Genomic DNA, 9,095 nt, shown 5'->3' on the forward strand with positions numbered 1-9,095 from the left:
GTCAGGTCTCCTGTGTCAGTGTTTTGTAAATGTCGGGCAGCGCGCGCAGCAGGCGTTCGGGGTTCGGCAAAAGGGCAAACCCGCCGCGCCCGAAGATGCGCGCGAACCAGTCCTGTCCGTCCTCGTCAATCACAACGCCATGCAGGCTCTGGCCCGCCGCGCGGGCCTCGCGCACGGCCATGTGGCTGTCCTCGATCCCGTGCTGGCCTTCGTAGTGGTCCAGATCGTTGGGCTTACCGTCGGTCAGAACGATCAGCAGCTTGCGAGCGCTCGGTTCCTCGGCCAGTTGCGCGCTGACATGGCGGATCGCGGCACCGAGGCGGGTGTAATGGCCGGGCTTCAGCGCGCCGATATTGGCGGTGATCGCCGGTGACATCGGGTCGTCGAAGCCCTTGCAGCGGGTCAGGAAAACCCGGTCACGGCGCAGCGATGAAAAACCCCAGATGCCGCAGCGGTCGCCCGCCGCGTCGATCCCGGCCGCCAATGCCGCCATCGTGTCGCGGGCCACGTCGATGACGCTGGTGTCGCCGATTGCGGCTTCGGTCGACCGCGACGTGTCGATCAGGAAGGCAACCGATACGTCACGATCCATCTGCCGCGCGGCGTGCCAGATACGATCCGATCCGCGCCCGGTCGCCACCATGTCGGCCCGTGCGGTCAGGACCGCGTCCAGGTCCAACTCTGCCCCATCGATCTGGCGCGGTTGCAATACGCGGCGCGGGCGCAGGGCCTCGAACTGGCGGCGCACCTCGCGCACATAACGTTCATTCGGCGCATAGGGCGCGCCATCGGCCACGGCGGGCGCATCAAGCACGCGGCAGTGATCTTCCATGTAGCTGCGCGACCGGTGGTTCCATTCTGGATAGGTATGCTTGCCCGCCAGAGCCTCGTGATCGGCATCGGCGGGCGACAGGTCGAGATGCAGGCGCAGCCGTGTGGCGACCTTCCGGTCCTGTTTCGACAGGGTGATCCAGTCCTGATCATCGGCGGCCTTTTGAGCATTTTCGTCATCGTCGTCATCGACGCTGCGGTTGATGTTCATGGATTCGACCCATGACAGGATCGATTCAAAGCGGTGAATGATAAAGCTGTCCTTGCGGTTCTGCTGGTCCTGATCCTTGCGCTCGCCCAGCTTGCGGTTGCTGAGAGTAGCACCCGGTGCCGGTGCGGCGGGATCGGCTTCGGCATCGTCGGCAGCCTGCCCACCCGTGCCGGGGCGTTCAAAGCGCAACCAGATCGGAACAGGGGCGCATGGCATGTAGCTGCGCGCGTCTGCACCTGCGGCATCAAGCGCGGGAGCCTGGCCACAGAGCTGATCAAGGACCGCCCGTTCCATTGCGGCTTCTTGGGCGGGGCGGTGCATGTCTGTCCGGGCCTCTGCACAAAGCGTGGCCATGGCGAGATAGCGGTCACGCAATCCGGGGCAGGCTAGATAGGCCTTGTCCGCAGCCGCTACATTTGCGCGAATATGCGCGCAATCCCGTGCGGGGCCGGGCAGGCCTAGATCGAATGCATCGACCTCGGTCACAGCGGCTAGTGCCGTCAGCCAGAAAAAGGCAGCACGGTTCAGGTCCGGGTCGGGGAAGGCGTCCATGACGGGTGGCAATGCGAGCCGTTCGCCATCGAAGCGCGCCACCCATTCCCGATCCCGTTCGGCTCCGAGTTTGCGGCGCATGCGTTGACGGTGCTGCACAACGCTTGGCGCAACCTCGGCCAGTTCGACCCCCGGTGCCCCGCCGAGCGCGCGGAAGAGCACGGCAAGGCTGGGCCGGACCGAGGCCAGCGTGACGCCCGCTTCGGGGTATGTGACACCAGCCCCGATCCCGCTGGCCATGTCGTGCCAGAGGTTTCCGACTGTTTCTTCGGGTTCCATGAGGTCGCGCAGGTGCATCATGCTCACCCGTAGATCGTGCTGACCAGGTCGCGCAGTGATTGCTGCACATCAGGCTCGTCGCTCAGCGGCTCGATAACCGCCGCCTCAAGCGCCTGGGTGACGCCCATACCGCCTGCCATAAGCGTCGCGGCATAGATCAACAGACGAGTCGACACACCTTCTTCAAGGTCCATGCCACTTAGTCTGCGGATATGTCCCGCGAGGCGGACCAGTGGCGCGACGCGGCCCGGCTCCAGCCTGCTTTCAGAGGCAACGACTGCGATCTCCGTCTTCGCATCGGGGAAGTCGAAACTGATCGACAGGAAGCGCTGCCGGGTCGAGGGTTTCAGCCGCTTGAGCACGTTCTGGTAGCCGGGGTTGTAGCTGGCCACCAGCATGAATGACGCGGGTGCCACGAGCTCTTCGCCCGAGCGGTCGATCATCAGCGTGCGCCGCGTATCCGTCAGCGGGTGCAGCACCACGGTGACATCCTTGCGGGCTTCGACCACCTCATCAAGATAGCAGATGCCACCCTCTCGCACGGCCCGGGTCAGGGGGCCATCGACCCAAACGGTTTCGCCCCCCTTGAGCAGATAGCGTCCAATCAGGTCCGCCGCAGACAGATCGTCATGGCAGGCGACAGTATGAAGCGGCTTGCCCAGGCGTGCCGCCATGTGCTCGACAAAGCGTGTCTTGCCGCAACCGGTCGGCCCCTTCAGAAGAAGGGGCAAACCGTTGTCATGGGCCATCTCGAACAGGTCGCATTCGCGCCCCGCGGGTTGATAGAACGGGAGTTTGGGTGTGGTTGCGATATTCATGGCTTACTCTCCCGGAACAGGGTTGGCAGGACCCGGTGTGATGACCTCGTCCTTGCGCACCACAAGCATCGAGTAGATGAACAGGAGTGCCCCCAACACGACCGCCGCGCCTGCGCCGAACCGCATCAGGTAGAAGATCGCAAGATCGTCCTGCACTGTCATGTAGTAGTCACCAATCACCCGCTGCATGTGCGTCTGGATTGTACCCGCGAAGGTCAGCACGAAAGTCATGAAGGCCATGCCCCCGGTCATCAGCCAGAACGACGCCATGTTGAGCACCTGGTTGTAGGGCGCACGTTCGCGCAGCATCGGCATCGCGTAGGTAAAGATCGCGAGGTTCAGCGCCACATACGCTCCGAAGAAAGCCAGGTGTCCGTGGGCTGCGGTGATCTGCGTGCCGTGGCTGTAGAAGTTCACCCCGTGCAGCGTGTGCAGGAAACCCCAGACGCCCGCGCCGAAGAAGGCGACGGTACTGGACCCCAGCGACCATAGAAGTGCAGCCTTGTTGGGATGGTTCTTGCGACCCTTCCAGACCATGACGAAAGCAAAGCTCATCATCAGGAAGAACGGGATTACCTCGAAGGTCGAGAAGATCGAGCCGACCCACTGCCAGTAGCCCGGCAGACCGATCCAGTAGAAGTGGTGCCCGGTGCCAAGAATGCCGGAAAACAGCGCCGTGGCGACGATGACATAGAGCCATTTTTCCACCACTTCACGATCCACTCCTGTCAGCTTGAGAAGCAGGAAGGCAAGGATCGCAGCCATCACCAGTTCCCAGGTCGCTTCGACCCAAAGATGCACGACGAACCACCAGTACATCTTGTCGAGGCTTAGGTTATCGGGGTTGATGAAGGCAAATATCCACAGCAGCGACAACAGCCACAGCCCCATCAGAAGCACATTGGTGATCGCCGTTTTCTTGCCTGCCAGAACCGTCATCGAGATGTTGAGCAGGAATATCAGCGCAGCGATGAGGATGCCGAACTTGACCCAAAGCGGCTGTTCAAGGAACTCGCGCCCGCCATGGATACCGACCAGATACGAACCAACGGCGCCCAGTGTCCCCACCAGCAGAATGATCAACTGGACATAAGCCAGCTTTGGCGACCAGATATCACGCTCGGATTCTTCGGGGATCAGAAAATAGGCGGCGCCAAAGAAGCCCAGCAGCAACCAGACGATCAGCGCGTTGGTATGGATCATGCGGATCACGTTGAAGGGCAACAGCTCGGACAGGAAATTGGGCGAGACATAAATCCAGCCCGCAAGAAGCCCGCCCAGCACCTGGACACCAAACAGCGCCATCGCTGCAAGGAAGTACCAGTAGGCCACTTTCTGAGATTGATATTTCATCGTTTCGTCTCCTTATCCGGCCTCGTTTGGCGGCCAGCCCTGCGTATCGGTCTGATCTGCCCAGCGGAGAAACTCCGCGAGACCGCGAATGTCCTCATCAGTAAGTTCGTATTTCGGCATTTGTCTTCGGCCTTCGATTCCGCTGGGCTGGCTTTCGATCCAGGCCTTGAGGGTTTCGAAAGCGTCCTCGGGGCTGTCGAGCACGCCCCAGCGGGTCATCACGTTGCCGACTTCAGGCGCGAAATAGGCACCCTCGCCATGCAGGCTGTGACAATTGATGCAGGAGTGTTGCTCCCACACATGCTTGCCGTGAATCACCTCTTCGCTCAGCGGCATACCTGCCGTCGAGACGTTCACAACGTATCTATGGGAATGGACGGTCATCGCCACGAAGACCACGACAAAGAAAATCGAGCCTCCGTAGAAGATGTTTCGCGCCCGTGATTTTGTGAGAATTTCCGCCATGAGCCGGTCTCCTTGAATTCGGGATGACCAATCTCTAGCGCGGCGCGACACGTCAAAGTTTGCGCCAGCACAACGTTTCGACTCTTTGGGTGTCTAGTCTTGGATCATCAGGAGAGACACATGCGAAAGATGAAACTCGATGATCCCGACCTGCCGCTGTCAGAATTGATGTCGCGCTGGCCAGAGACAATTGCAGTCTTTAACACGCACAGGATGCTTTGTGTCGGGTGTCTCATCAGCCCGTTTCACACGATTGTTGATGCCTGCGCGGAGTACGGCCTGGATGAAGACGTGTTTTTCGCAGAGTTGATGGAAGCTGCGGGTCTATAGATCACTCTTTGGCTGGGAAATCACGACAAGCGCGTGCGGGTCCAGTACCTTGATGCGCTTACGTTTGCTTTGCACGAGGCCCTGTTTCTCCCAGGCGCTCAGGAGGCGGCTGGCCGTATGTAGCGTGGTTGCCGTCAGTTCCGACAAATCTTGCCGCGTGATTGGAAAATCAATCTCGATCCCGTCCGATACCTTGCGACCTGTCTGGTTGATCAGCCGAAGCAGTGCATTTGCTACCCTCTGCTCGACTTGTTGTGTTGCCATCTCCACAACGCGATTGTGAATTTCGCCCATGCGGTCGCCGACGGTCTTGTATGTTTCTGTCGCGAACCCAGCATAGTTTGATACAAATCCGTCCCAAAGCCGAGTTGGCCAACTGAGCACAATGGACTCGGTCGCGGTCATAGCCGTTGCCGGGTAGGTCTCTCGCCCAATCGCCTTTGCAATTCCTAACAGCTGCCCTGCGGGAATATGCAAAGCCGTCACTTGCTCCCCCGTCGGCGTTACCCGCACCACCCGCACATATCCATCAAGTAACATGAAGAAGCGTTCGGCGGGTGCGCCCTCATCAAAAATCGCGACTCCTTCGTCGTATCTGCGCGACGTCGCCTGATCCAGGATCGTGCGAATCTCACGCTTCTCCAGTTTGGAGAAGGGTGGCAGATGCGTCAGCAGGCTCTCATCGAGCCGCGGCAGCGTCTTGCGAGGCGATAAATCGGTCATCCGCGCAGTCATGCCACAATATCCACCGTAATTTCCATCGCTTATCGGTTCGGAGTCACCAACAGCGCGATCGAATTTGAATTTGAGCCAGCGCAAAGTTCTCTTTGTCGAAAATCTTAATCTTGTCCTCAACGAACAACCCGAACGGAAAGGAAAACGAAAATGCTTCGCACTGTTGTATCCGGTCTCGCTCTCGCCGCCTTGATGGGTGGCGCAGCTTTTGCTGAGACCTTCGAGGTTCAGATGCTCAACAAGGGCGCGGATGGCGAACGTATGGTTTTCGAACCTGCCTTCATCCAGGCGCAGCCCGGTGACACGATCAAGTTCATCGCTGCCGACAAGGGCCATAACGCCGAAGTGAACAAGGGCATGATGCCGGAGGGCGCAGAGGGGTTCAAAGGTAAGATCAACGAAGAAATCGAGGTCACTTTGGACGCGGAAGGCGTCTATGGGGTGATCTGCAAACCGCACTTTGCCATGGGCATGGTGATGACCATCGCCGTCGGTGACGTTGAGGTGCCTGACGACTTTTTCGAAGGCCGGGTTCCGCCGAAAGCCAAAGAGCGGTTCGAAGCACAGCTCGCCAATCTCGCAACGAATTAACGGATCGGCGGACGCGACGTCCGCTAGCCGGAACTAAACCCCACAGGAGGGAATCATGACCAAATTCATCAATCCCGGTCTCATGAAAACGAGCCGCCGCAACGTCTTGCGAGGCAGTATGCTCGCCGGTGCCGCTGCAATGACGGGAGCCGGGGCAATGGCTGCATCTCGGGCACCCAAGCTGCACGGCATCAACGCCGCGTCGGCCAAAATCTACTACGCTGCGGGCAAGGAAGAAGCCGCAACAGATGCCAAACCTGCTGATTTGTCGGGATACACCCGGGTGAAGCAGGAACTGGTCGCACCGCCCTTTGCGCCTGCGCATGAACAGGTTGCAACTGGGGGTCCGAAGATCGTTGAGATCACAATGGAAACCGAAGAGCGGCTTATGGTCGTCGACGAGGACAACGGCGCAAGCATCTGGGCGCTGACCTACAACGGCTCGGTGCCGGGCCCACTGATCATTGTCCACGAAGGCGACATGGTCGAACTCACCCTGCGCAACCCCACGTCGAGCGTGATGGAGCACAATATCGACTTCCACGCATCAACGGGCGCTCTGGGCGGCGGTGGCCTGACCCACGTCTACCCAGGTGAGGAATGCGTCTTGCGCTGGAAGGCTACGAAGCCTGGCTGCTTCACCTATCACTGTGCTCCGGGTGGAGACATGATCCCCTATCACGTCACGCATGGCATGAACGGTGCCATTATGGTGCTGCCGCGCGATGGTTTGAAGGACAAGGACGGCAATCCGCTGCGCTATGACAGCATCGCCTATTTCGGCGAGCAGGACTACTACCTGCCCAAGGACGAAAACGGCGACTATCGCACCTATGAGGCGGCAGGCGACGACTACGCCGACAGCCTAGAGGTAATGCGTGGCCTTATCCCAACCCATTCGGTGTTCAACGGTGCCGTCGGTGCCCTTACGGGAGAAGGCGCGATCAAAGCCAAAGTCGGTGAGACCGTGCTGATGGTCCACAATCAGGCCAACCGGGATTCTCGTCCGCACTTGATCGGTGGGCATGGCAACTATGTCTGGGAGAGCTCGTTCACCGACGCGCCTCTGCAGGACATGGAAACCTGGTTTGTGCGTGGCGGCAGCGCCGTCGCAGCGATGTACACCTTCGAACAACCGGGCGTTTATGCCTACGTGAACCACAACCTCATCGAGGGTGTGATGCTCGGGGCGACCGCTCACGTGGTGGTCGAAGGTCAGTGGGACAATGCGCTCATGGAGCAAGTTGTCGCTCCGCGCAGTTTCGAAATCTAAGAGAGGGGGGAGGACCGATGTCGGCCGCTGCATACTCAGAGACAAGACTTGGTAAGACGTCCCTTCGTTTCGCCATCTTGGGTCTTGCGGCGGCAAGCATCGCCTGGGTCGCGCTCACGCAGCGCGGCCCGGATCCAGCCTATTTGCCCGTGATGGCTGAACAGGCCGTCATTTTGCCAGACGGGCGTTCGGTGTACGTGCAAAAGTATGAAGTCACCGTAACTGAATGGAACAGATGCGCGGACGAGGGTGCCTGCGAGCTGGCCTTGCGCGCAAGACTTGACCAAGACCCTGCTACAACACCGGCAACCGGGCTGAGTTATGTGGACGTTCAGCAATATGTCGCCTGGATCAATAAGCGGAGTCGTCACAACTTCCGACTGCCCACTGCTGAAGAATGGAATTTCGTGGCGGCCGCCGTTCTCCCCGAGAAACCCGATCCTCTCTTCACGGACCCTTCACTGACCTGGGCGTCCAGCTATCTCATCGAGGGCCTGGCCCCACGAGCGCTCAAGCCTCAGGGCAGTTTTTCGGCCTCTCCAGAAGGCGTTGTCGATCTCGATGGCAGCGTGTGGGAATGGACGATGGAATGCTATGATGGGCTGGATGACGGAACGGCTCCTGATCGCTGTCCTGCATTCTTCGTGGGCGGCGAACACCTGGCAGCGATGTCCTATCTGATCAGGGACCCCGCGCGTGGAGGATGCGCCGTCGGAACGCCGCCGGCCCACCTTGGGATGCGCCTGATCAGCGATAAAGCGGTTTGAGCATTTGACGAGCTCCATGCGATTATCAAATCAAGCTTTGCGCGCGAGACGAGAGATTGGTCGAACAATATGATCGAACGACCGCTTCGTGTCGTAGAGGCCCAGGACAACCAACCCGATGCCGCAGCCGCAATAACTTTCTGCGTAAGCAATAGCTGCAAGTGCACAAGTCCGCTTCGTCCTGTGGTTTCAACTGATCGCCGCAACACAGGCTTCAAATTTCTCCGCTGGGGTTTGGTATTGCTAGGTTTTCCGTGGCCGCTCGTTAAGCTGGCGTGCGATGGCGCTGAGTTTGGCTTGACTAAAGCGTTTCGGGATAAACCTGAGACAAAGGATTATCCCGAAACGCAGTGATAAGCCTATATGGCGTAAGCGTTTCGATTTTATGTAATGTCTCAAGGTAAATGCGAAACGCTTTAAAGCCTGATATGTCAGTGCCTTTGGGGAAGTATTGGCGAAGCAACCGGTTGGTATTTTCATTGCTACCGCGTTGCCATGGTGACTGCGGATCACAAAAATAGACGTCAATCTTTGTCGCCATGGTGAACGCCACATGTCCGGCCATCTCAGATCCTCGGTCCCAGGTCAGCGCCCGATACAGCTCTTTGGGCAATTTGCGGGCCTGCTTGATCAGGGCCGCGACAACACTTTGGGTGTCCTTGTTCTCGACTTTAAAGCGTTTCGAGTTTACCTTGAGACATCACATAAAATCGAAACGCTTACGCCATATAGGCTTATCACTGCGTTTCAGGATAATCCTTTGTCTCAGGTTTATCCCGAAACGCTTTAGCCAGCATCACAAATCGGGAATGGCGCTCCACGAGTGTGGCGATGTAGCTGTTGTTGGACCCCACGATCAGGTCGCCTTCCCAGTGTCCCGGCACGGCCCG

General features: G+C 58.9%; 9 protein-coding genes and 1 pseudogene. 4 read left to right on the forward strand and 6 right to left on the reverse strand.

Going from position 1 to position 9,095, the window contains the following annotated elements; genetic code table 11:
* Position 1: 1 nt before the first annotated feature.
* Genes ACW9UQ_RS13790 through ACW9UQ_RS13805 form a run of 4 tightly spaced genes read right to left on the reverse strand, consistent with a single transcriptional unit; the run spans position 2 to position 4,509 of the window.
* Positions 2-1,891 (reverse strand): VWA domain-containing protein, encoded by a 1,890-nt coding sequence (locus ACW9UQ_RS13790; RefSeq protein ID WP_458931601.1) that lies wholly within the window; start codon positions 1,889-1,891, stop codon positions 2-4.
* Between the two features lie 5 nt (positions 1,892-1,896).
* Positions 1,897-2,691 (reverse strand): AAA family ATPase, encoded by a 795-nt coding sequence (locus ACW9UQ_RS13795; protein WP_458931602.1) that lies wholly within the window; start codon positions 2,689-2,691, stop codon positions 1,897-1,899.
* 3 nt (positions 2,692-2,694) lie between these two features.
* A complete protein-coding gene (locus ACW9UQ_RS13800; protein WP_458931603.1) occupies positions 2,695-4,044 on the reverse strand; it encodes a cbb3-type cytochrome c oxidase subunit I in 1,350 nt (449 codons plus the stop codon).
* A gap of 12 nt (positions 4,045-4,056) precedes the next feature.
* A complete protein-coding gene (locus tag ACW9UQ_RS13805) occupies positions 4,057-4,509 on the reverse strand; it encodes a c-type cytochrome (RefSeq protein WP_458931604.1) in 453 nt (150 codons plus the stop codon).
* Between the two features lie 120 nt (positions 4,510-4,629).
* Here ACW9UQ_RS13805 and ACW9UQ_RS13810 point away from each other — a divergent pair, with 120 nt between their 5' ends.
* Positions 4,630-4,839: a DUF1858 domain-containing protein gene (locus tag ACW9UQ_RS13810; RefSeq protein WP_458931605.1), complete on the forward strand. Its 210-nt coding sequence runs from the start codon at positions 4,630-4,632 to the stop codon at positions 4,837-4,839.
* On the opposite strand, the gene ACW9UQ_RS13815 is transcribed toward ACW9UQ_RS13810, so the two are convergent.
* Complete coding sequence (locus ACW9UQ_RS13815; protein ID WP_458931606.1) at positions 4,834-5,574, reverse strand: Crp/Fnr family transcriptional regulator; 741 nt, start codon at positions 5,572-5,574, stop codon at positions 4,834-4,836. The two genes, ACW9UQ_RS13810 and ACW9UQ_RS13815, sit on opposite strands and share 6 nt — an antisense overlap.
* Before the next feature lie 150 nt (positions 5,575-5,724).
* Here ACW9UQ_RS13815 and ACW9UQ_RS13820 point away from each other — a divergent pair, with 150 nt between their 5' ends.
* Genes ACW9UQ_RS13820 through ACW9UQ_RS13830 form a run of 3 tightly spaced genes read left to right on the forward strand, consistent with a single transcriptional unit; the run spans position 5,725 to position 8,205 of the window.
* A complete protein-coding gene (locus ACW9UQ_RS13820; protein WP_458931607.1) occupies positions 5,725-6,165 on the forward strand; it encodes a pseudoazurin in 441 nt (146 codons plus the stop codon).
* 55 nt (positions 6,166-6,220) lie between these two features.
* Positions 6,221-7,438, forward strand: a complete 1,218-nt coding sequence (gene nirK / locus ACW9UQ_RS13825) for a copper-containing nitrite reductase (protein WP_458931608.1) — start codon at positions 6,221-6,223, stop codon at positions 7,436-7,438.
* 17 nt (positions 7,439-7,455) lie between these two features.
* A complete protein-coding gene (locus ACW9UQ_RS13830; protein ID WP_458931609.1) occupies positions 7,456-8,205 on the forward strand; it encodes a formylglycine-generating enzyme family protein in 750 nt (249 codons plus the stop codon).
* A 301-nt stretch (positions 8,206-8,506) separates the two neighbouring features.
* Here the strand turns inward: ACW9UQ_RS13830 and ACW9UQ_RS13835 are convergent.
* Positions 8,507-8,878: pseudogene (locus ACW9UQ_RS13835) on the reverse strand (IS30 family transposase); the annotation flags it as partial.
* Positions 8,879-9,095: the final 217 nt, after the last annotated feature.

The sequence above is a fragment of the Halovulum sp. GXIMD14793 genome (assembly GCF_054457435.1).